Raw genomic sequence first — 351 nt, forward strand, 5'->3', positions numbered from 1 at the left:
AAGTGAACTGACGACCTGATTTTATACTTATATCTTAAGTTGGTTGCGGGAGCCAGATTTGAACTGACGACCTTCGGGTTATGAGCCCGACGAGCTACCAGACTGCTCCATCCCGCGTCCGAATGTCCTAATAACTTCTTAGGAAAGCCAAGTTGTTTTGATTCAAACTTAAGAATTAACTCTTTATACTTGAGTTAAAGTTGGTTATCGGAGCCCATATCTTTCGAAAGTGAACTGACGACCTGATTTTATACTTATATCTTAAGTTGGTTGCGGGAGCCAGATTTGAACTGACGACCTTCGGGTTATGAGCCCGACGAGCTACCAGACTGCTCCATCCCGCGTCCGAAT

The 351-nt window shown here is 44.4% G+C and carries 2 tRNA genes; both read right to left on the minus strand.

Annotation, left to right across the window (positions count from 1 at the left end):
* Window positions 1-40: 40 nt before the first annotated feature.
* Window positions 41-117 (minus strand) — tRNA-Met (locus H4J67_RS20105).
* 150 nt (window positions 118-267) lie between these two features.
* Window positions 268-344 (minus strand) — tRNA-Met (locus H4J67_RS20110).
* Window positions 345-351 lie beyond the last annotated feature (7 nt).

The organism is Colwellia sp. BRX10-4 (assembly GCF_014077465.1).
Lineage (GTDB): Bacteria > Pseudomonadota > Gammaproteobacteria > Enterobacterales > Alteromonadaceae > Colwellia_A.